Here is a 22336-nt window from a genome sequence, read left to right on the forward strand (position 1 = left end):
ACAGCTTTACTTATAAGCGCGCCAGCAGTTGCGCTAGCCGGACAACAATAGCAGTAGCTGTATCATCCTTACTCATTTGCGGTAAGGCAGTTTCCTGCTCGTCATCAAGCAAGACTACTTGGTTAGAGGCTTTACCCATTGCCTGACTCACTTCATTAGCCACTAATAACGGTACCCCTTTTTTCAACCGTTTGGCACGTGCATGCTCCAGCACATGCTCACTTTCAGCAGCAAAACCCACACAGAACGGCGCATCAGCCCGGGCAGCCACAGTAGCCAGAATATCAGCATTCTCAGCAAGTTCTATCACCGGCACGGATTGTCCGGCCTGTTTTTTCAATTTCTGTTCACTACGGTTTCTAACCTTGTAATCAGCCACCGCTGCTACAGATATAAACACATCCTGTCCGGGCAATAACCGCTGCACAGCCGCCAGCATTGCATCCGCACTGATGGCCTGTTCTGTATAAGCCAGTCCGGCTGCCAGCGCTGTTTGCACTTGTCCATATACCAATGACACATTAGCTCCGGCAGCACGACATGCACGTGCAAGTGCCATGCCCATCTGCCCACTGGAAATATTGGTAATACCACGTACAGGGTCAATTGCTTCAAAAGTGGCTCCGGCAGTAATCAATACCCTTTTACCCGCCAGCACAGGCGGTGTCCAGAAATCAACCAGCAAATCAGCCAGATCTGCCGCTTCCAGCATACGCCCGCTGCCAACTTCGCCACAGGCCTGTTCACCAACTGCCGGCCCCAGTATTCTTATCTGATCCTGCTGTAATAACGCCAGATTGCGCTGATTGGCTGGATTATTCCACATCTGCACATTCATCGCAGGTGCAACTGCCAAAGGACAATTGCGCGCGGCCACCAGAGTGGTCAGCAGATTATCTGCCATGCCCTGAGCTATTTTGGCCAGCGTATTGGCAGAAGCGGGTGCAATCAGCATCACATCTGCCTGCCGGCTTAAATTAATATGCGCCATACCATGACCACCAGACCCATCATGCGTATCCAGCAATACCGGTTCTCCACTCAGAGCCTGAAAGGTAGTTGGGCTGATAAAATCAGTAGCAGCCTGAGTCATCACCACATTTACCTGATGCCCTGCCTTTTTCAGCAGCCGCACCAGCTCACAACTTTTATATGCGGCAATACCACCACAAATACCCAGCAATACCTTTTTTTTCATTACCTATACCATCTATAACCAAAAATCAGCCTGTAACAGATATTCACCTTCAATCCACTTCATCACTCAGTAAAATGATGAAAACTATTTGATTAAATGGAAATTTTTTTTGCACAATCCATCTGTTTTGGTAAACAGATATTTATGCAGACAGTAGCTTATTCAGCAGCAGACAAAGCCAGAGTAGCAAGTCAGACCTGAACGAATATAACAGACAATTATTACATGATACACTAGGCACTGCCGCGTTTGCCAGACAAACCATGACTAAAAAAGCCGCACTTTAGTCTCATCCTAACAAAAATTAATTCAAGTTAGAAGCAACATTAAATACTTGTTTATATGAAAAGTTATACATCAACTGGAGAATTAAAATGTATTAACAGTTAAATTTCATTGCCCCACGCAAAATGCTTGCATACAATGCCCACCCTAAAGCAGGAGCAGAATCGTTTTTGCACCGTTCTTTACACATTACAGTAAACATCCATATGCCGAGCATTGGCTGGAACGATTTTTTCTGGAGTACCCCTTATCATGAGCGAAAACGCAACCACCAAGCCAGGTGCCGATCCCGCACATTACTTACAGATTAAAGACATCGTCAAAACCTATGGCGACAACTACGCCGTTGACCATGTCAATCTGACTATTAAAAAAAATGAAATCTTCGCCTTGCTTGGTAGCTCCGGTAGCGGTAAGTCCACCTTGTTACGTATGCTGGCCGGTATGGAAACACCGACTCAGGGACAAATTATCTTGGATGGCGAGGACATTACCAAACTGCAACCCTACGATCGTCCCATCAATATGATGTTTCAGAGTTACGCCTTGTTTCCGCACATGAGTGTTGAACAGAATATTGCGTTCGGCCTGAAACAAGACAAACTGCCTAAGGGCGAAATCAGCGCCCGTGTAGAAGAAATGCTGCGTCTGGTACAGATGAGCAAATACGCCAAACGCAAACCACATCAACTTTCCGGCGGACAACAGCAGCGTGTTGCACTGGCACGCAGTCTGGCTAAACGACCTAAGCTGCTGCTCTTGGATGAACCACTGGGTGCGTTGGACAAAAAACTGCGCCAACAAACCCAGCTCGAACTGGTTAATACACTCGAAAAAGTAGGTGCCACCTGCATCATGGTTACTCATGATCAGGAAGAAGCCATGACCATGGCTTCACGAATTGCCATTATGTCTGACGGACAACTGCAACAGGTAGGGACGCCCTCTGATATTTACGACTACCCAAACAGCCGCTTCACCGCTGAATTTATGGGCGAAACCAATATTCTGGCCGGCAAAGTTACTGAAGATGGTGCCGACCATACCATTATTCAGTGTCCTGATCTGCAACAGCTGGTTTATCTTGGGCATGGCATCAGCGGGCCAGAAGATCAGAATATCTGGCTGTCTATTCGTCCGGAAGATATCAATATCTATCGTGAGCAGCCACCGCTGGAATATAACTGGTCAGCCGGTATCGTGAAAGAGATTGCCTATCTGGGCAGCTTTGGCATTTTTCATATCCAGCTCCCATCCGGCAAAATCATCAAAAGCCAAGTTTTATCCTCATACTGGGAACAATACAACATCCCCATGCCTACATGGGAAGAAAAAGTTTACATCAGCTGGCCTGACAATCAGGCCAGCCCTTTGACCCATTAACAGCCGTGGGAGCTTAAACATGAACTGGTTTAACCACCTAAAAGGCTTGCGCCCAACGCAGGGACTGGTAATAAGCATACCCTACATCTGGCTACTGGGACTATTTCTGATACCATTTTTTATCGTACTCAAAATCAGTTTTGGTGAACAGGATATTGCCATCCCACCCTATACACCGTTATACAACCTTGATACCGACTTGGGGCGCATCAATATTCTGATCAGCTATCAGAATTATGCTGATATCTTCAACGATTTCTGGCTTTCTCTCAAACAGATGCTCACCGGTAATCGTGGCGATAACATCTACCTGCTGACTTACTGGCTGTCGATTAAAACAGCCTTTACCACCACACTAATCTGCCTTCTGGCTGGCTATCCGATAGCCTACGCCATTGCCCGGGCGCCGGAAAAAATCCGTAATGGCCTGCTGCTCGCGATTATGCTGCCTTTCTGGACTTCTTTCCTGTTACGTGTGTATGCATGGATGAGCCTGCTCGGCCATAACGGCATCATCAACACCTATCTGACGAAATGGGGGCTTATCAGCCAGCCGCTGGATATGTTTTACAACTCATTCTCCCTGAATCTGGTAATGGTGTATGCTTATCTGCCTTTTATGATCCTGCCACTATACACCCAGCTGGTGAAGCTAGATAACCGCTTATTGGAGGCAGCAGCAGATCTGGGAGCCGGTCCGATTAAGGCTTTTATTTCCATTACCCTACCCTTGTCCAAAGCCGGAATCATTTCCGGTTCAATGCTGGTATTCATTCCAGCAGTAGGCGAATTTGTGATACCTGAGCTGGTAGGCGGACCAGAAAACCTGATGATTGGTAAAGTATTATGGCAAGCTTTTTTCGACCAGAACAACTGGCCACTGGCTTCTGCTGTAGCCGTAATCATGGTGCTGTTACTGGTGATACCGATTGCCTTGTTCCATCGCTACGAAACCCGAGAAATTGAAGAAGGAGCCAGTCATGCCTAACCACAAATCATCCTGGTTCCTCAGAAGTGTGCTGATTCTGGGACTGGCCTTTCTGTACATGCCTTTAGTGATTCTGGTTATTTACTCTTTTAATAACTCACGTCTGGTGACCGTCTGGGGTGGCTTCTCAACCCAATGGTATGGCAAACTGCTACAGAACGAACAGATACTGGATGCAGCATGGCTATCTGTTCGTATCGCCTTGTGTTCAGCCGCAGCAGCCGTTATTCTGGGCACACTGGCCGGCTATGCACTGGCACGTATCAAGCGTTTTCGCGGCAACACCCTGTTTGCCGGTATGGTGTCTGCACCGATGGTTATGCCGGATATTATCACCGGCCTGTCCATGTTACTGCTGATTATTCAGGTACAGATGCTGCTGCAAAACAGTGCTTTTAGCTTCCTGTATTTTGAACGTGGCTTCTTTACCATCTGGCTTGGACACACTACCCTGTGTATGGCTTATGTGACTGTTATCATTCGTTCGCGTTTGTCTGAGCTAAACCAGTCACTGGAAGAGGCCGCTAAAGACCTTGGTGCACGTCCATTAAAGGTATTTTTTCTGATTACCCTGCCCTCTATTGCTCCTGCAATTGCTTCCGGCTTCCTACTATCCATTACCCTATCACTGGACGATCTGGTGATTACCTCATTCCTGTCCGGCCCGGGTTCTTCCACCTTACCCATGATTATTTTCTCCAAAATCAAACTGGGACTGGATCCGCAAATGAACGTACTGGCCACCATCATCATCACACTGGTAGGTACGTTAGCTATCGGCATCAACTACTGCATGATGCGACAGAATACCAGACGCGAACGGGAAATGGCCGAAGCTTACCGCCAAAGCCAGTTACTTGAGACAACCAAATAACATCCGTTTACAATGGCAGCTATCTGATTCCCGATAGCTGCCAATTTTTTATCTTTCAGTCCTGTTTAACCCAGCGCCATGGCTACGTCATTCACACATACAGAACCCACTCTCAGCTATTACGCTGCCAGCCACAATGATCACACTCATTACCCCTGTTTGCAGGGTACGGTAGAAGTTGAAACATGCATCATCGGTGGTGGCCTGAGCGGTATCGGTACAGCATTGCCACTGGCACAACAACAGCACAGCGTGGCACTTATCGAAGCAGCACAGATTGGTTACGGTGCCTCCGGTCGCAATGGTGGTCAGGTGATTTATGGCTATGCTGCCGAAATGAGCAGCATAGCCAGCATGATTGGTCTGAAAAATGCCCAGACCCTGTGGCAGTGGAGTCTCCAAGCGGTTGCTCTGGTAGAACAACAGATACAAACTTACCGGATAGACTGCGACTGGCACCGTGGCTATGCCCATGTTGCCATTCGGCCACGACATCTGCACGCCCTAACTGAATGGGTGAAAGAAGCTGCTGCACATTATCATTTTCACGACTACCAGATATGGAATCAACACCAGCTACAACAACAACTGGCTAGTGAACGCTATGCAGGTGCAATATTCGACCAGCAGGCCGGCCACTTGCATCCACTCAACTACACGCTGGGACTGGCACATGCTGCGGCAGCAGCAGGTGCCTTGCTGTTCGAACACTCACCCATGCTTGCCCTTGAACCATGGCAGCATGGCTATCGGATTACCACACCGAACGGCTGTATTATAGCCAAAAACCTTGTTATCGCCGTTAACGCCTTTACCCGTAGCTTGCAACAGGCGCCCATCCAGTCACTGGCTGCCAAAATCCTGCCAGTAGGCACTTATATGATTGCAACAGAACCATTAGGCGAACGTGCTCAGCAACTCATACACAACAACATGGCTGTATGTGACACCCGTTTTGTACTCGATTATTACCGCCTCAGCGCAGACAAGCGTTTGTTATTTGGCGGCAAAGTTAACTATTCTGGCCGTGAACCCAGCCAGCAGCAATTAATCCAAGGTATGCGCCGTGATATGTTAAAAGTTTTTCCACAGCTGGCAGACGTTCACATAGACTATGCTTGGGGTGGACAAGTTGACATCAGCATGAACCGGATTCCCCATTTTGGTCGTCTTAATCCACAGCTATACTTTTTACAGGGATTTTCCGGACATGGTGTGGCCGCTACCGGACTGGGCGGACAGATTGTTGCCGAAGCCATCAGCGGTGATGACAGTCGCCTGCGTCTGTTTGAAAAAATAACGCATCACAATTTTCCCGGTGGCAAGCTGTTGCGCCTGCCGACACAATGGCTTGGCGCAAGTTATTACCGCCTGAAAGATTTATTACCTTAAAATTAAGAGTATTGAACACAACTTATAGTACAATCAATATTCTGTTTCGAATTTTCAGCAACAAGCTACATGACCGTTTCCGATTCCACTACCTTTTACCAACATGCCTTGCAACAGTGTCTGCTTGTCCAGACCAGCCTGATGCAAAACCACACACTGGAAAACGGAGAAAAAGTCTGGGTTCGGCAGGCAGGCGCACGCAACAGTGCTTGGCGTTATCATCTATTAAAAATAGCTCAGCAAATCAGCGGCATTCACATGCTTCAACCCGTACCCAATCTGGGCGGTATTCCTTCCTTACAAACCGAAGCAGCCCGTTTACAGGCTCTGGCCACAGCAGGTGTTCAGGTACCCGTCATTCTGGCACAGCAGCCAAACGCGCTAATGATTAGCCATATTGGTGAACACAATCTGGAAAACGAATGGAAACAGCATAAACACCAGCCAGAAATTCTGCTGCAACGCTGGCAGCTTGGTCTTAATGCTATCGCAGATGTGCACAAACGCAAACAATACCTGAGCGAAACATTTGCCCGTAACATGATTTACGTGAATCAACACAGCATAGGCTTCATTGATTTTGAAGACGATCCGCTGTCAGTTATGACTTTGCCCCACTGCCATGCCCGCGACTGGCTGTGTTATCTGCATTCAGGCGCACGTTTAATGCAGGAATATAACGTGGCCAATCAGGCCAAAGCCTTGTGGGAAAGTATGCTGCACCATCAGCCACACGAAGTTCATACCATCGTGACCAATAGCTTGCGTAAAATCCACTGGATGCGCCATTTAACCGCCAGAATTTATGGCAAAGACACCCTCAAACTGGCAGCTATGGCCAGTTATGCCTGACATAGCCAGCTATCAGTAAACCATAGCTCATGCACAGTACATTAGATACACAGAGCCAACAGTTATCAAAAACAAACAGGCTGTAGCAACAATCGTGTGCTACAGCCTGTTTGTTTTCAATGCAGGCAAAATTTAATCTACTTCTGCCCTCTGACACTGCATTACCATTTTCTGCAACATCCACGGTTGTAATAACTGTATGTGCTTATGTTCAACTTTAATCCAGCCCTCATTCTGGAATCTGGACAACATGCGACTTACTGTTTCGAGCTTCAGCCCCAGATAACTGCCAATTTCTTCACGTGACATACGCAGAATAAAATCATTAGCCGCAAAACCCCGGAAACTGAGACGATGAGACAGATTGACCAGAAATGCCGCCAAACGTTCCTCCGCACGCATATTACCCAGCATTAACATCAGTTCCTGTGTGCGCAGTATTTCCTGACTCATCAGACGATAAAAATGTGTTTGCAATGAAGGTAACACATTACCAGCCTCTTCCAGATTCGCAAAAGGCAACTCACATACTTCACTGTCTTCCAGAGCCATAGCGTCACAGCCATGAGTATTATTACAGATACCATCCAGCCCCAGCAGCTCACCAGACATAAAAAAGCCAGTCACCTGGTCGCGACCATCCTGACTATTCACCATAGTTTTGAAAAAACCGGTACGTACTGCAAATATTGCATTAAAAGGTTCTCCAGCACGAAACAGATACTCACCTTTTCTCAGGCGACGACTCTGGCGAATAACTGCACCTAAATCAGTTAATTCCCGTTCTTTCAACATCACCGGCATACAAAGAATCTTCAAAGAACATTTCTCACATAATTTCTGTACTATTTCACCCTGCTTATGCAATCTAATCATAATATATTTAATAATTACCTGTTACATTTTGCCAAACAATATCACCTAACAAATACATTGATATAAGTCAAAAATTTTCTAAACAACTCTATACATTATTAACAGAGATAATTGAATTTTCCATCAACCCCTGCTCAAATAAAAATAGACTTATTATAACGGCACTGCTTTACTTTACTGCCGCATGTGCTTATTCTATCACAAATAGTAACTACTCCTGCCTATTTCACTAAGCCATTCAAAAAGAATAATCATTATCATCCAATGAACACACCACACATCAACATAGAATTTGACCGGCATCTTATTGCTTCCTTACCCACTTCAGGCCCGCGCTATACATCCTACCCAACTGCGGACCGTTTCAATACCACATTCACGGCTGCACACTTGCAGACCGCCTTGCAACAACACATTGGCAGCCAGCCCGTATCCCTGTATGTACACATACCTTTTTGCAATACCATCTGCTACTATTGCGGCTGTAATAAAATCATTACCAAAGATACCAGCCGTGCAGACAGCTATATCCAGTATCTGGATAAAGAGCTGGCACTTCTGGCTCAAAACTGGCAAGGCAAACCCCTTTTAGCACAGCTGCATTTCGGTGGCGGTACGCCCACCTTTCTTAGCGATGACCAACTCAGCCACATCTTTGCCAGCATCCGCCACTATTTTACCCTCACCAGTCAGGGTGAATATTCCATTGAAATCGATCCGCGCAAAGTTACTGCCAGCACAGTTGCCCATCTGGGCAGACTCGGCTTTAACCGCATGAGTGTCGGCATTCAGGATTTCAACCCCACCGTACAGCAGGCAGTCAACCGCATTCAGAGCGAAGCTGAAACCCGTAGCGTGATTGAAGCCGCACGCAATAATGGCTTTCAGTCAGTCAGCGTTGATTTAATCTATGGCCTGCCACATCAGACAGAAGCATCCATGCGCTGTACACTGGATCACGTACTGGAATTACAGCCAGACCGCATTGCCATGTATCACTATGCCCATCTGCCACACCTGTTCAAACCTCAGCGGCGGATTGATACCGCAGCCGTACCAGACAGCAGCGTCAAACTGGATATCTTGCAAAACACCGTACAATACCTGTTACAGCAAGGCTATATCTTTATTGGCATGGATCACTTTGCCAAACCGGATGACGAACTGGCTATTGCCCTGTCAGAAGGACGCCTGCAACGCAACTTTCAGGGGTATTCTACCCATGCCGACTGCGATTTAATTGCCATTGGCGTATCCAGTATTGGCAAAATAGCCAATACCTACAGCCAGAATGAAAAAGAAATAAATGCCTATTATCAGGCACTGGATGAAAACCGTCTGCCGGTTATGCGTGGCTACCAGCTCAACGCAGATGATTTACTGCGCCGGCAAATAATACAGGATCTAATGTGTCGCTTCCAACTGAACTATCACGACTATAGCGCAGCTATGCAACAACCTTTTCAGACCTATTTTGCTGCTGAACAGGCTGATTTACAGCAACTGGCACAGCTTGGCCTGCTCAACCTCACCGATCAGCAATTACAAGTTACCCCGAAAGGACGTCTACTGATTCGCAATATCGCTATGGTATTTGACTATTACTTGCGCCAGAAACGCACCGACGCCCAGTATTCACGTACATTATAACGATAAAATAACAACTACCACCTGTTTGACTGTATTAAATAATACCGCGAACTGATAAACGGCATAAGCAGCTACTATGCCGTTTATTTAACAACCAATCATATTGACAGTTAAAAACTAAACCAGTTCCCATGGCAAATCCCGCCGTTTATGAACTGGTTTTAATTTATTTTCATTACGCAACTGTTGTGCAGCCCAACGCACATCATATTGCCAAGAATAAAGAAAGCTGCCTGATGCTTTCAATTCCTGCTCAAATTTATCCCAAATATATTTACTTACATCTTTAGACCAACCAGCTCCACCTAAATCATTTAAAGCTCAAATTACCCATAACTTCATCATTTCTCTAGTTACCATCACCCCATCCTTTAGCAATTATTCTGGTCATTTACGCCTAATCAATATATAAATATATCAAAAGATCAATATCCTTATATATTTATTAATATGTTTACCTCACCAGATAGCCTGAACCAGTTTCTGCATTATGCCAGTACCACCACTATCCCGGCGATACTCAATCAGCGCCAACAATTACTGCAACAACTGCCAGTTACCTTTCGGCGTGCTGCGGTACTCATGCCTTTTGACTGGAATCATGGCGCCACACAAATCTGGCTCAACCAACGCAGCAAGCAACTGCGCCAGCACAGCGGACAAATCGCCTTTCCCGGCGGTAAACTTGAAGATAGTGAAAACAGCATCACAGCTGCATTTCGCGAAAGCGCAGAAGAAACTGGCCTGATTCGCAATCAATGGCATCTGGCCGGAACCTTGCCACCATGCTATCTTCCCAGCGGCTTTAAAGTTGTGTCAGTTCTGGCCTGGAGTAATGCACACCTGCAATGGCAGCCCAACCATACTGAAGTCAGCGAAATATTTACCATTCCCCTGTCCATCGTTCTGGATAGCAGCCAATATCAGCAAAGCACCATGCGTTTTCAGCAGCACCAGCTCCCCGTTTATCATTTACATTACCAACACTGGCATATCTGGGGTGCCACCGCCTGTATGTTACTGCACGTGGCACAATGCTACGAAGCATGGTATCAGCAATGACATCAATCCCGTAAATTAATACACAGTACCTCACCACACAACTGTCGCACCTGTGCCAGACAATGTGCCGGTTTCAACGCCTGAAAAGCATAGGTAAGCTGCGCCTGAAAACTGCCACTGGCCACCATATCTCCATCACCGGCCACACCACTGGGCATATCCAACGCTACCCGAAATATATCCGCCTGAGCCACCGCAGCAAAGCATTGCCCGACAACCTGTGGCAGCTCCCCATGAAAACCGGTGCCATACACCGCATCCACCACAAGCTGCATAGTTGGCAACAAACTATCCAGATGCGAAACATCCATACAAGCCACCGTAGCAGGTAAACAAGCCCGATTAGTCGCAGCCAAAACAGACAACTGCTGCCCCTGCAGCCACATAATGGTTACCGGCCAGTTATGTTGTACCAGTATCCGTGCCAGTACCAGACCATCACCGGCATTATTACCCTTACCACAAAGCACCAGCGTATGCTGAGGAGACGGAAAACGCCGCATCAAATCCTCTGCGGCGCGGCTTCCCGCATGTTCCATCATTCTGGCATAGCTCAGACCGGCCTTATTCTGCTCATCTTCCCATGCCTTCATCTGCGCCACAGTCAAAACTGGCGTATCCATATCACGCCCCTTTCCCTGCAAGACGGGCAATTATCACGCTTAAGTACCTTCACGCTCAATCAGCACACCAACTTCCTTAACACCAGCCAAAATACCCGGTTTCACTACCTTAACCCGCACCCACAGCGCACCGTAACGGGTCAGAATAAATTGCGCCACATATTCAGCCAGTGCCTCCAGTAACAGAAATTCCTGTTCAGCTAATGCCTCGCACAAATTCTCAGCCACACGGGCGTAATGAATCGTATCGTCAATATTATCGCTTTGCGCAGCCCGCTGAAAATCAGTACCAATATCCAAATCCAGCAACAAAGTCTGCTGCTGCTGTCGTTCCCACTGATATACCCCGATCAGCGTCTGCACACTCATGCCATGTAAAAAGATAGTATCCATGTCCAACTCACTGGGCTAAAATGCAAACCCTTAGATTGTAGACTAAAGAAACCACTTCATGGCTAACTACTTTGCAATTATCGGCGCCTATCTGCTGGGTTCCCTGTCTTTTGCCGTTATCGTTTCACACTGCATGGGCATGCCCGATCCGCACAGCTATGGTTCCGGCAACCCCGGTGCCACTAACGTCCTGCGCAGTGGCAGAAAAAGTGCCGCTGCCCTTACCCTGCTTGGTGATGCACTCAAGGGCTGGCTAGCCGTCTGGCTGGCAGAACACTATCAAGCCACATGGCAGTTAGACAACAACACCATTGCCATCGCAGCTGTAGCAGTGCTTATCGGCCACATGTGGCCGGTGTTTTTCAAATTTAAAGGTGGCAAAGGCGTGGCTACCGCCCTGGGCGTATTACTGGCCTTATCATGGCCAACAGCACTGATTTGCGCTGCTGTCTGGCTTATTATGGCCTTTGGCTTTAAAGTATCCTCATTAGCTGCATTGATTGCCACTCTGATCAGCCCGTTTATCGCTTGGTGGTTTATGCCTCAGACAAGCTGGGTATTTGCCGTCATTGTGATTGATTTACTCGTGCTGTGCCGGCACAAAAGCAATATTAAAAACCTGTTCAGCGGACGTGAAGGCAAAATCGGCGAAAGCAAATAAAACCCACAGCAACAGCCAATAAAAAAGACAGTTATCACAACTGTCTTTTTTATTAACACAAACATTTCTAGATTTATTTTAAATTCTGCTTTTGCTGCTTGCGGGCATGTCGCCGCTGACGAATTTCAGCAATCTTGCGTTTAAAAAACTGTGCACGCTGGCGTTTCTTCCACCAGTAATACAGCAAAGCCAGCACACCAATACCAATAACAATATACACAACTGCCTGAAACTGATGCACCTTATGCATTAGCCAATCAATATTCTCTGCACCATATTCACCCAGATACACCCATACAGGTACCGAAATCATCGCCGCCAGACCATCCATCAGCAGAAACTTGGGCACGGAAACCTTACCACTGATACCCGCCGTAATATAAATAGGCGTACGCAACCCCGGCAGAAAACGAGCGATAAACAGCAACCGGCTGCCATACTTATCAAACTTATCCTGTACCTGAGCATAACGCTTCGGCGTCATTACCCGCTGAATCAAACGGAATTTCAGAATACGATGGCCAAATACCCGTCCGGCAGTAAACATCAAACCATCCCCTACCAGCACACCAGCCATACCCACCACAAACATCGTATGCACATTTGCGTGCCCCAAACCGGCAATCACACCACCGGTAACCAGCGTTACATCTTCCGGTATGGGTACACCAAAGCCACAGGCCACCAACACCAGAAATACCGCTGCATAGCCATATTCAGTAAAAAAAGCTTCCAGCAATGCAAACATAAAATGCCCGTTCTTCTCTTCTCATTGCGGCCGAACAGATCTAATCCGCCAAACCCGCCATAATCGCATCAGCAATTTTTTCAGCTGCCTGTCGCGCAACCTCAATCTGGCGTGCCTCCACCATCACTCGCACCACCGGTTCTGTTCCTGATGGACGGAGTACCACACGTCCATTTTCTCCCAGCTGTGCCGCTACCTCATCAGCCACCGGTGTGGCAATACTCTGCCAATCCTGATCCGGCTCAATATGGACATTAATCATGGTTTGCGGAAAAGGCTGCCAATCACTAAGTATACTGGCCAAATCCTGCTGCAAATCCTGCAAGGCTGCAAAGACCTGTAAAGCTGCGATAATCCCATCGCCCGTATTGTGTTTATCCAGACAAACAATATGGCCAGAAGCCTCTCCTCCCAGCGACCAACGGTGCTGATGCAGCTGTTCCAGCACATAACGATCACCCACCTTAGCACGGATAAAATCAATGTCCAGCTGTTTAAATGCCTGCTCCATCGCCAGATTAGTCATAACCGTACCGACCACACCGCCATGCAGACTACCGGTTGCAGCACGAGCCTTAGCAATGACATAAATCAGCGCATCACCATCATAAACCTTGCCAACCTTGTCTACCATCATCAGCCGGTCGCCATCACCATCCAGCGCAATACCATAGTCAGCCTCATTCTGTAATACCGCTGCCTGCAACGATTTAGTATAAGTAGCACCAATTTTCTGATTAATATTATAGCCATTAGGTTTATCACCAATGCATACAACATCCGCACCCAGCTCGTGGAATACCTTGGGCGCAACATCATAAGCAGCACCATTAGCAGTATCTACCACCAGCGTCAAACCACGTAAATTCAGATTACTTGGAAAAGTAGACTTACAGAATTCAATATAACGGTCAACCGCTCCATTAATACGCCGAGCACGACCAAGCTGGCTGGACGGTACAGTCTGCACCGGCTTTTCCAGTTCAGCCTCAATTTCCAGCTCCAGATGATCACTCAGCTTCACCCCGCCCTCAGCAAAAAACTTAATCCCATTATCATGATAGGCATTATGTGAAGCAGAAATCATCACCCCGCAATCCAGACGTAACGCGCGGGTTAAATACGCCACCCCCGGCGTAGGCAATGGTCCCGTAAGCAGCACATTCACCCCTGCTGCTGTAAAACCGGCCTCCATCGCCGCCTCCAGCATATAGCCGGAAATACGCGTATCCTTACCAATCAGCACAGTAGGTTGATGATCAGTTCCATGCTGCACCAATACATGACCGGCAGCATAAGCCAATTTCAGTACAAATTCAGGCGTAATCGGAAACTTCCCCACTTCGCCACGTATCCCGTCCGTACCGAAATATTTCTTTGCCATCACCTACTCCAACCAATTAAACAAAGACTGTTATTGTAGAACAGGCACAGCCATTCAGTCAGTAAATAAAATGGTATTTGAGAATTCATTCAGCCAATATCCCCAAATACCGCATCTTATTACCAGTTAAAGCCCGAACCCAGACACTTGATCGCATACCAATCCTAGTCATCCACATCTCACAGCCACATCTATTCATAACCCGAATACCTGTACATTCTGGCCATTTCCCGAATATTGCCCTAATGACAAAAGCACAATAACAGCTTACACCGAAAAATTCATTCTCTTTCACAGCACACGAGTACCCAAAGCAGCCCACACCTGCAAACCTTGGCGAGTTTCACGTACATCATGTACCCGTACAATCGCCGCCCCGCGTGCCACCGCTGCCACTGCGGCCACCACACTACCGGCAACCCGCTGCTTGGGATCCGTTTCAGCAGTCAGCAAACCAATCATCGTCTTACGCGACACACCAATCAAAGCCGGACAATCTGCAAGCGTCTGCCATCCAGCGAAATGCTGCATCAAAGCAATATTATGCTCAAGGGTTTTACCAAAACCAAAACCCGGATCTACCATTAGCCGCTTACGTGTAATACCCGCCTGCACACACACCTGCACCCGCTGCTGCAAATACCGACCAACTTCTAGCACGACATCCTCATATACCGGATTATGCTGCATATTCTCTGGCTGCCCCTGCATATGCATCAGACATACCCCAGCATCCTGATGCTGCGCCAGCAAAGCCACCGCATCCGCATCTTCCAGCGCCTGAATATCATTAATGCCGTCCGCCAGTTGCTGTTCAAGTAACTGACGCATTACCCATGTACGCCGCGTATCCACCGTTATGGGCACATTCCAAGTGATCAGCTCACGCAATACCGGTTCAATCCGTGTCCACTCCTCCTGTGGTGATACAAAGGCAGAACCCGGTCGTGAACTTTCCCCGCCAATATCCAGAATATCAGCCCCATCTTTCAGCAACTGCTCTGCATGATTCAATGCTACCGTCAGCGAAGCGTTATAACGGCCACCATCAGAAAACGAATCCGGCGTTAAATTGACAATCCCCATAATTTTTGGCTTAGCCAGATCAATCTGAAACCGGCCACACTGCCAGCATATTGGCATAGAACTATCCATATCAATCATCATCTTTCAACTATAGCCCATACAGCTGTATTTACCTGTACCCACACCAGTAATACCGGTATCAATTGTAAATTACCTTGAACCAGCCTGTGGCCTTTCTCACCATCAAATCTGTTATCAGTCAAACAAATACCTAAACTAACTATATACCCAGCAAAATATCACATACCCCTAATTGCATCACCGTGGTAACCATCTAGAAAACGCACAAAGTCATATATTTAATACCAAACATCTGCCCTATGCTTTTACATCACAAATAACACTTACCTGATATCAAACATTGCTCATCTTTCACATCATACAGAGCACAATTTCCTGTCTATAACAAAACAGCACAGTATCAGCATCATTCCATAACAATATTGATTTAAGCTACGATAAATCTGACAGCCACTATCTTCACCAACACTGTGCTTATATACAGAGTATTTGCGTCCATACAGCGAATACAGAACTAAAAAGAAGTTAGCGTTTGAGCGTCATCATTGCCCTGATATCTTGCTTTAGCATTCATATTACTAGTCGCAATATCATACATTAACCCAACCATTCTTATCATACTATCATGGTCATACAGAAAAAAAGGATATAAAAAACGGCAGCTATTGCTGCCGTTGAAAACTCAATTACACATTATTCCTGTGATTTCTGCTCTGATTCTGGTGCTTTAGCTTCAGCATCACTTACCGCTTCTGCCTCAGAATCAGTTGCAGTAGCTGATTCAGCAACAGACTGTTCTGCTTGAGCATCCTTAGCCACATTTTCACTGAAATCTTTCGGTGGACTAGGTTCTTTGCCTGCCATGATTTCCAATACCTGATCACGGTCAATTGTTTCCCATTCAATCAGGGCTTTGGCCATAGCGTGCATCTTGTCGCGATTCTCATCCAAGATTTTATAAGCAACAGCATATTGCTCATCAAGAATACGACGCACCTCAGCATCCACTTCCTGCATGGTTTTTTCAGAAATATTTTTCGACTGAGTTACTGAACGGCCAAGAAATACTTCATTTTCATTTTCGCCATATACCATTGGCCCCATCTTAGCAGACATGCCATAACGCGTTACCATATCACGGGCAAGCTGGGTTGCACGTTCAAAGTCATTCGAAGCACCAGTAGAAACACGACCAATAAACAGTTGTTCAGCGATGCGGCCACCAAACAAAATCGAAATCTTATTCAGCATCTGGTCTTCATACATACTGATGCGATCACGTTCCGGTAATTGCCAAGTCAGTCCCAGTGCACGACCACGAGGCATAATCGTCACTTTATGCACAGGATCAGTAAATTCCAGCGTCTCAGCAACAACCGCATGACCAGATTCATGATAAGCAGTGGCTTTCTTTTCATCCTCATGCATCACCATAGAGCGACGTTCCGGACCCATATAAATTTTATCTTTGGCGTCCTCAAAGTCACTCATATCAACCTTAGTCTTATTACGACGGCCGGCAAACAGTGCCGCTTCATTAACCAGATTCGCCAGATCAGCACCAGAGAAACCGGGCGTACCACGTGCCAGCACCGGCAAATCAACTGATTTATCCAAAGGCACTTTAGTTGCGTGTACTTTCAGAATCTGTTCACGACCACGTATATCCGGCAATGGCACTACCACCTGCCGGTCAAAGCGACCCGGACGCATCAGTGCCGGATCAAGCACATCGGGGCGGTTAGTGGCTGCAATCACAATCACAGTCGTATTGCTATCAAAACCATCCATTTCAACCAAGAGCTGATTCAGAGTTTGCTCACGTTCATCGTTACCGCCCCCCAGACCGGCACCACGCTGGCGACCTACCGCATCAATTTCATCGATAAAAATAATACAGGGTGCATTCTTCTTCGCCTGCTCAAACATATCGCGCACACGTGAAGCACCTACACCAACAAACATTTCCACGAAATCTGAACCGGAAATACTGAAAAACGGTACCTGCGCCTCGCCGGCAATAGCCTTGGCCAGCAGAGTCTTACCCGTACCCGGGCTGCCGCACATCAAAATACCACGAGGCATACGACCACCCAGCGTCTGGTAACGCTGCGGAGCGCGCAGATAATCCACCACTTCCTGTACTTCTTCCTTGGCTTCATCACAACCAGCCACATCGGCAAAAGTAACTTTATTGGCTTCCTTATCCAGCAGACGGGCACGGCTTTTACCAAAAGAAAAAGCACCGCCCTTACCACCACCGCCTTGCATCGAGCGCATAAAATAGAAAAACACCCCAATCAGCAACAGCATAGGCAGCATACTGTAAAGCAGATTAGTTAAAATACTTGGCTTTTCTTCCGGAATCACATTAACCCGGATATTTTTTGCCAACAGGTTATTAATTAAACCATTCTCCAGCGGAGTAGGAGCATTAGTAGTAAAAGATGATTTATCATTGCGTAAACCTTTCAGCTGAAAGCCATTAACTACCGAACCTTCGATATTTACGCTGGCAATCTCACCCTTATTAACCTGCTGAATAAACTGAGAGTATTCAATCTGCTTCTTACTCTCTTTTTTCTCAGTTATGGCATTGAATGCTGCCATTAAAACTAACGCCAGCACCAGCCAGACTAAAAGATTCTTTACGGTATTCCGCACTGTCAGAAACTCCTAAGGAGGTTAAATAATTGTTGTTCAGAATAGTCATCACAGCCAATACCATCAAAGCTTATTGGCATCACAACTATTTTTTACTGCGACCAAGCAGATAAATTTCACTGGAGCGGTCACGTGAAGCTTTCGGCTTGCGAATCAATACCTGCGCAAAGCTATCCTTCATTACCTGCTGAAATTCTTGCAGACCACTTCCCTGAAACACCTTTACCAGAAAATCACCACCCTGTTTCAAGTGAGCCTGCGCAAATTCCAGCCCCAATTCTGCCAGATACAAACTGCGCGCCTGATCAGTAATATTATTGCCTGACATATTGGGTGCCATATCACAAATTACAAGATCTAACTCACAGCCATTGAGCAAAGTTTCAAACTGCATCAGGACATCGTTATCACGAAAATCACCCTGAATAAAACGCACGCCGGCTACTGGTTCCATTGGCAAAATATCCAGTGCAAACACCTGTCCCTGCTTACCGGCCAGCTTAGCCGCCACCTGCGACCAGCTCCCGGGCGCACTACCAAGATCTGCTACCACAGCACCCGGCCGAATCAGATGATCCTTATCATTGATTTCCAGCAACTTATAGGCTGCACGTGCACGATAGCCTTCTTTCTGAGCGAGATGAACATAATGATCGTTAACATGCTCATTGAGCCATGCACTGGAAGATTTAGAGCGAACACCCATGATGCAATTTCTTGAAAAAACCTTCACATTGTATCGTGAAATCGAAGCAGAATACAGAGCATATCCGTCGCAAAACGGAGAAAATTAGCAGCCTAAAAACATGGCCGATTACCTCAGCCACCTACCAAATCAGTCTGAACACACCACTCTCAACTTAAACCAGAATCTGCATTTCTGCCTCATGCATCAGTAGCAACTTAAGCAAAAAGACTGATTTCCTGCATTCAAAGATATAACTAGCCCACTACCTGCCGTGAATCAAAATCAAGCTAGCTCATTACCATCAGATAACAAATAAATTATTATTTATCATGGGTAAAATTTCAATACAAATAACATAATCACTCATTACAGCAAAATCAAATTATTCTAATTTTAAGTTTATCAAGAAAGAACAGGAAATAAATTTCACACCTAACTATTTATATGCGATTAGTTACGAACCCAACATGCTCCTTTATATTTATACAGTAAAAGTACATGTATTATTCACCCTGTTACCCCGTGCCCCTATTACCCGTGTATTATTCCCTGTTAATGTATCTGCTCAATAAGCGTGAAAACCAGCAGCAATACGCCCTGCTTACCACATTAAGCATGAGTCGCTGAATTGAGCAGATACCGCTACAATAACTGTTTAAAAATATGGTTGCTGTCATGGCTACATCTCTGCCCAAAGTTTTCGCCCTGCTTGGTCCTACCGCTTCCGGCAAAACCAGCCTTGCCCTAAGCTTGGCCAAACAGTTTCCGATTGAAATCATCAGTCTGGATTCTGCACTAATATATCGTGACATGAATATTGGCACAGCCAAGCCAAACACAGAAGAACTACAGGCAGTGCCCCATCACCTGATTGATATCATCTCACCACTAGATAGCTACAGTGCGGCACAGTTTGTTAGTGATTGTGTGCGCCTAGTAAAGGAAATCCATGCCCGCGGCCATCTGCCTCTACTGGTAGGTGGCACCATGATGTATTACCACGCCCTCACACAAGGATTGAATAGCCTACCCGAAGCCAATATCCAAATACGTACAGAACTGGATAAACTGAAACAGCAACATGGTATAGGTTATTTATATACACTGCTACAGCAGGTAGACCCGATTACCGCAGCACGTCTGCCCGCAGGTGACAGCCAGCGTATTGAGCGTGCTCTGGAAATTTATCATATTACCGGCATTCCCATGAGTAGCCATCTGGCCAAACAAGAAAGCCAGCAGGCACCAGTAAATGTATGTACACTGGCGCTGGTACCAGCCGACCGTGCCCATCTGCGCATTCAAATAGCTACTCGCTTTCATCTGATGCTGGCACAAGGCTTTGTGGAAGAAGTTGAAGCATTGCGTCTGCAATACCCTGACCTGCATCCTGATCTGCCATCAATTCGCTGCGTTGGCTACCGGCAGGCATTCGACTACCTCAATGGCATAACCGATTACAACACCTTTGTCGAACGGAGTATTGTCGCCACCCGACAATTAGCCAAACGTCAACTAACTTGGCTGCGTAAACTGAATCCAGAACATCAGCTTGATCCGTTTAATCCGGCTGGCCTGTATGAGAAGACTGCGCAGTTAATACAGCAGTTTTTTTCCTAATCTTATTTATTTTAGAAAAGATTTCTGCAATGGCAGCTTAGGCAATAATTTTAAAATATTATGTAAACATCCTTCTGCCTGACAAGCCAATTCTCGCACAACATGATGTATTAATTAAATTTATAGATTATTAACCTATAACTATTCGCTTTTGCAAGCCTTTTATTACCTTGCTCATACAAAGACAGAACAGCAAAAGACAATTATTTACAGTAAAATGCAGCCTGTTGTGTTGGTCATCATGTCATTGCATTCATACAAATTTGAATAAACGGCAAAGACAAACACTTATTCTCTACGCCTCACTCTGGCTAGGTAAGAGTCAGGCATTTTCGATTTAATTAAGGAGAAAACACGATGTCCGTACAGGATCGCATTCGTTATACCTCACTTCATTCCCATCTTATGTCTGCCGCTCAGGCCGCATCACTGATCCCAAATGGTGCTAACGTCGGTATGAGCGGATTTACCGGAGCCAGCTACCCTAAAGTCCTACCTCAAGCCATCGCAGATTATGCTCGTAGCGAACACAGTGCAGGTCGCCCGTATAAAATTAATGTCTGGACCGGAGCTTCTACTGCACCAGAATGTGATGGCGTAATGGCGGAAGCTCATGCCGTCAGTCAGCGTTTACCTTTTAACAGTGACCGCATTATGCGTCAAGAAATTAACAATGGTGATGTTAATTTTATTGATATGCACCTGTCACACGTAGCACAACAGGCTGAATTTGGTTTTCTAGGCCATATGAATGTCGCTATTGTTGAAGTTGTGGCTATTACAGAAGACGGTATGCTGATTCCTTCTACCGGCATTGGTAATAACCAGACATGGCTGAACATGGCGGATAAAGTTATTCTGGAAGTGAATATGGGCATGCCCATTCAGGTAGAAGGTATGCATGATATTTATCATAACAATGCACTTCCTCCACATCGCTCACCGATTAACATCAATCGTGCAGATGACCGTATTGGCACCCCATATCTTAAAGTGGATCTGAACAAAGTGGTGGCCATTGTTGAATCCAATGCGCCAGACCGTGATAACGTTTTCAGCGAACCTGATGAAAAATCCAAACAGATTGCTGAATATATCGTTGACTTCCTGTCTCACGAAATTAAACAGGGACGATTACCGAAAGAAATGTTGCCAATCCAGTCTGGTGTAGGTAACGTAGCCAATGCAGTTCTGGCGGGCTTACTAACTGGTCCGTTTGAAAATCTGTATGGTTATACCGAAGTACTACAGGACGGCATGCTGGATTTAGTGCGTGCAGGTAAAATGGTAACCGCTTCTGCCACAGCGATTTCTCTTTCAGCCAAAGCATTTAAAGACTTTGTTGATAATATTGATTTTTACCGCGAACGCATCATTCTCCGCTCACTAGAAATCTCTAATCATCCAGAATTAATACGCCGTCTGGGTATTATTGCCATGAATTCAATGATTGAAGCGGACATTTACGGTAACATCAATTCTACCCATGTAATGGGCACCAGCATGATGAATGGTATCGGTGGTTCTGGTGACTTTGCACGCAACAGCTTCCTGAACTTCTTTGTTACCCCGTCTACCGCCAAAGATGACAAAATCTCCTGCATCGTGCCAATGGTATCTCATGTCGACCATACCGAACACGACACCCAGATTATCGTTACCGAACAGGGTCTGGCAGACTTGCGCGGTCTGGCACCACGACAAAGAGCCAAAGTTGTTATCGAAAAATGTGCTCATCCAGATTATCGCGACCAGTTACAAGATTATTATGATCGTGCTGTACAAACCGCAAAAGGTATTCATACACCTCATATTCTGACTGAAGCGTTAAGTTGGCATGAACACTTCCTGAAAACCGGCTCAATGAAAATGTAATTCAGCCCGGATA

At 46.3% G+C, this 22336-nt stretch carries 20 protein-coding genes; 11 read left to right on the forward strand and 9 right to left on the reverse strand.

Features of this window, described 5'->3' with window-relative positions; translation table 11 throughout:
* Positions 1-10 precede the first annotated feature (10 nt).
* A complete protein-coding gene (gene coaBC / locus J6578_RS08685) occupies positions 11-1198 on the reverse strand; it encodes a bifunctional phosphopantothenoylcysteine decarboxylase/phosphopantothenate--cysteine ligase CoaBC (protein WP_287954395.1) in 1188 nt (395 codons plus the stop codon).
* Positions 1199-1735: 537 nt separating this feature from the next.
* Here coaBC and J6578_RS08690 point away from each other — a divergent pair.
* The 5 genes from J6578_RS08690 (at position 1736) to J6578_RS08710 (ending at position 6972) form a co-directional block, all read left to right on the forward strand.
* Positions 1736-2866 carry an ABC transporter ATP-binding protein gene (locus tag J6578_RS08690; protein ID WP_100150194.1) on the forward strand — a complete coding sequence of 377 codons (1131 nt, stop codon included), beginning with the start codon at positions 1736-1738 and terminating at the stop codon, positions 2864-2866.
* Between the two features lie 19 nt (positions 2867-2885).
* Positions 2886-3854: an ABC transporter permease subunit gene (locus J6578_RS08695; RefSeq protein ID WP_287954397.1), complete on the forward strand. Its 969-nt coding sequence runs from the start codon at positions 2886-2888 to the stop codon at positions 3852-3854.
* A complete protein-coding gene (locus J6578_RS08700) occupies positions 3847-4728 on the forward strand; it encodes an ABC transporter permease subunit (RefSeq protein ID WP_093092130.1) in 882 nt (293 codons plus the stop codon). The genes J6578_RS08695 and J6578_RS08700 overlap by 8 nt, the downstream gene beginning before the upstream one ends.
* A gap of 78 nt (positions 4729-4806) precedes the next feature.
* Positions 4807-6120 (forward strand): NAD(P)/FAD-dependent oxidoreductase, encoded by a 1314-nt coding sequence (locus tag J6578_RS08705; protein WP_287954399.1) that lies wholly within the window; start codon positions 4807-4809, stop codon positions 6118-6120.
* A gap of 69 nt (positions 6121-6189) precedes the next feature.
* Entirely contained in the window at positions 6190-6972 is a 783-nt protein-coding gene (locus J6578_RS08710; protein WP_093092134.1) for a BUD32 family EKC/KEOPS complex subunit, read from the forward strand.
* Between the two features lie 132 nt (positions 6973-7104).
* On the opposite strand, the gene fnr is transcribed toward J6578_RS08710, so the two are convergent.
* Positions 7105-7848 carry a fumarate/nitrate reduction transcriptional regulator Fnr gene (gene fnr / locus J6578_RS08715; protein ID WP_093092136.1) on the reverse strand — a complete coding sequence of 248 codons (744 nt, stop codon included), beginning with the start codon at positions 7846-7848 and terminating at the stop codon, positions 7105-7107.
* 264 nt (positions 7849-8112) lie between these two features.
* Here fnr and hemN point away from each other — a divergent pair, with 264 nt between their 5' ends.
* A complete protein-coding gene (gene hemN / locus J6578_RS08720; RefSeq protein WP_287954401.1) occupies positions 8113-9498 on the forward strand; it encodes an oxygen-independent coproporphyrinogen III oxidase in 1386 nt (461 codons plus the stop codon).
* Positions 9499-9948: 450 nt separating this feature from the next.
* Positions 9949-10560, forward strand: coding sequence for an NUDIX hydrolase (locus tag J6578_RS08725; RefSeq protein WP_287954403.1), 612 nt, complete (start codon positions 9949-9951; stop codon positions 10558-10560).
* Between the two features lie 2 nt (positions 10561-10562).
* Here J6578_RS08725 and J6578_RS08730 read toward each other — a convergent pair whose 3' ends face one another.
* Complete coding sequence (locus tag J6578_RS08730) at positions 10563-11183, reverse strand: NAD(P)H-hydrate epimerase (RefSeq protein WP_287954405.1); 621 nt, start codon at positions 11181-11183, stop codon at positions 10563-10565.
* A gap of 39 nt (positions 11184-11222) precedes the next feature.
* Positions 11223-11576, reverse strand: coding sequence for a dihydroneopterin aldolase (gene folB, locus J6578_RS08735; RefSeq protein WP_093092145.1), 354 nt, complete (start codon positions 11574-11576; stop codon positions 11223-11225).
* 58 nt (positions 11577-11634) lie between these two features.
* On the opposite strand from folB, the gene plsY reads away from it, so the two are divergent.
* Positions 11635-12237 (forward strand): glycerol-3-phosphate 1-O-acyltransferase PlsY, encoded by a 603-nt coding sequence (plsY, locus tag J6578_RS08740; RefSeq protein ID WP_037407916.1) that lies wholly within the window; start codon positions 11635-11637, stop codon positions 12235-12237.
* Between the two features lie 73 nt (positions 12238-12310).
* Here the strand turns inward: plsY and J6578_RS08745 are convergent, their stop codons facing one another.
* From J6578_RS08745 to J6578_RS08765, 5 genes are all read right to left on the reverse strand, one after another.
* Entirely contained in the window at positions 12311-12985 is a 675-nt protein-coding gene (locus tag J6578_RS08745; RefSeq protein WP_093092147.1) for a DedA family protein, read from the reverse strand.
* A 40-nt stretch (positions 12986-13025) separates the two neighbouring features.
* On the reverse strand, positions 13026-14369 hold the full coding sequence (glmM, locus tag J6578_RS08750) for a phosphoglucosamine mutase (RefSeq protein WP_093092149.1): 1344 nt from the start codon (positions 14367-14369) through the stop codon (positions 13026-13028).
* 291 nt (positions 14370-14660) lie between these two features.
* Positions 14661-15524 (reverse strand): dihydropteroate synthase, encoded by an 864-nt coding sequence (gene folP / locus J6578_RS08755; RefSeq protein ID WP_287952807.1) that lies wholly within the window; start codon positions 15522-15524, stop codon positions 14661-14663.
* A gap of 645 nt (positions 15525-16169) precedes the next feature.
* A complete protein-coding gene (gene ftsH, locus J6578_RS08760) occupies positions 16170-18140 on the reverse strand; it encodes an ATP-dependent zinc metalloprotease FtsH (RefSeq protein WP_093092151.1) in 1971 nt (656 codons plus the stop codon).
* Between the two features lie 85 nt (positions 18141-18225).
* Positions 18226-18846, reverse strand: coding sequence for an RlmE family RNA methyltransferase (locus J6578_RS08765; RefSeq protein ID WP_093092153.1), 621 nt, complete (start codon positions 18844-18846; stop codon positions 18226-18228).
* A gap of 480 nt (positions 18847-19326) precedes the next feature.
* On the opposite strand from J6578_RS08765, the gene J6578_RS08770 reads away from it, so the two are divergent.
* The 3 genes from J6578_RS08770 (at position 19327) to scpC (ending at position 22323) form a co-directional block, all read left to right on the forward strand.
* Positions 19327-19455, forward strand: coding sequence for a hypothetical protein (locus J6578_RS08770; RefSeq protein WP_255356351.1), 129 nt, complete (start codon positions 19327-19329; stop codon positions 19453-19455).
* 48 nt (positions 19456-19503) lie between these two features.
* Positions 19504-20448 (forward strand): tRNA (adenosine(37)-N6)-dimethylallyltransferase MiaA, encoded by a 945-nt coding sequence (miaA, locus tag J6578_RS08775; protein WP_287954407.1) that lies wholly within the window; start codon positions 19504-19506, stop codon positions 20446-20448.
* 357 nt (positions 20449-20805) lie between these two features.
* Positions 20806-22323 (forward strand): succinyl-CoA:acetate CoA-transferase ScpC, encoded by a 1518-nt coding sequence (scpC, locus tag J6578_RS08780; RefSeq protein WP_093092155.1) that lies wholly within the window; start codon positions 20806-20808, stop codon positions 22321-22323.
* Positions 22324-22336 lie beyond the last annotated feature (13 nt).

The organism is Snodgrassella sp., from assembly GCF_024103505.1.
GTDB lineage: Bacteria > Pseudomonadota > Gammaproteobacteria > Burkholderiales > Neisseriaceae > Snodgrassella > Snodgrassella communis.